The sequence below is a fragment of the Thermomicrobium sp. CFH 73360 genome (assembly GCF_023806465.1).
Lineage (GTDB): Bacteria > Chloroflexota > Chloroflexia > Thermomicrobiales > Thermomicrobiaceae > Thermomicrobium.
Map to the genome: position 1 here is coordinate 1 of NZ_JAMSLS010000030.1, position 439 is coordinate 439.

Consider the following 439-nt stretch of genomic DNA (forward strand, 5'->3'; position numbering starts at 1 on the left):
AATATATAATCCACAGATTCATAAATCCCTCCGAGAGGCCTACTTTGACTCTCATTTAAAAACCTAAAATAATATAAACGCATAGAATAAGAGCCAGAAAGTCCTACTCTAAAAGCTATCAAATATAAAAAAATCAAACTATAACTAGAACTGTAACCTATTTCTATAATAGCGTCCTTAGAATAAAATCCCGCTAAAAAAGGAAATCCACATAAAGCTAAATTGCAGATATTTATCAAAGTTCTAGCAAAAAGTCTTCCTTTTAATGAACCTCCCAAAAACCGCAAATCTTGTAAACCTTGATTCTGATGAATAACATCTCCTCTACATATAAATAGTAAAGACTTAAATATAGCGTGAGTTAAAAGATGAAAAAAAGTAATTAAAATAAGACCTAATCCTAAACTTGTTATTATTAACCCTAATTGCCTTAAAGTAG

The 439-nt window shown here is 29.4% G+C and carries 1 protein-coding gene; it reads right to left on the reverse strand.

The window, feature by feature from the left end:
- On the reverse strand, window positions 1-439 hold a 439-nt coding region (locus NET03_RS13380), incomplete at both ends, for a proton-conducting transporter transmembrane domain-containing protein (protein ID WP_286207497.1).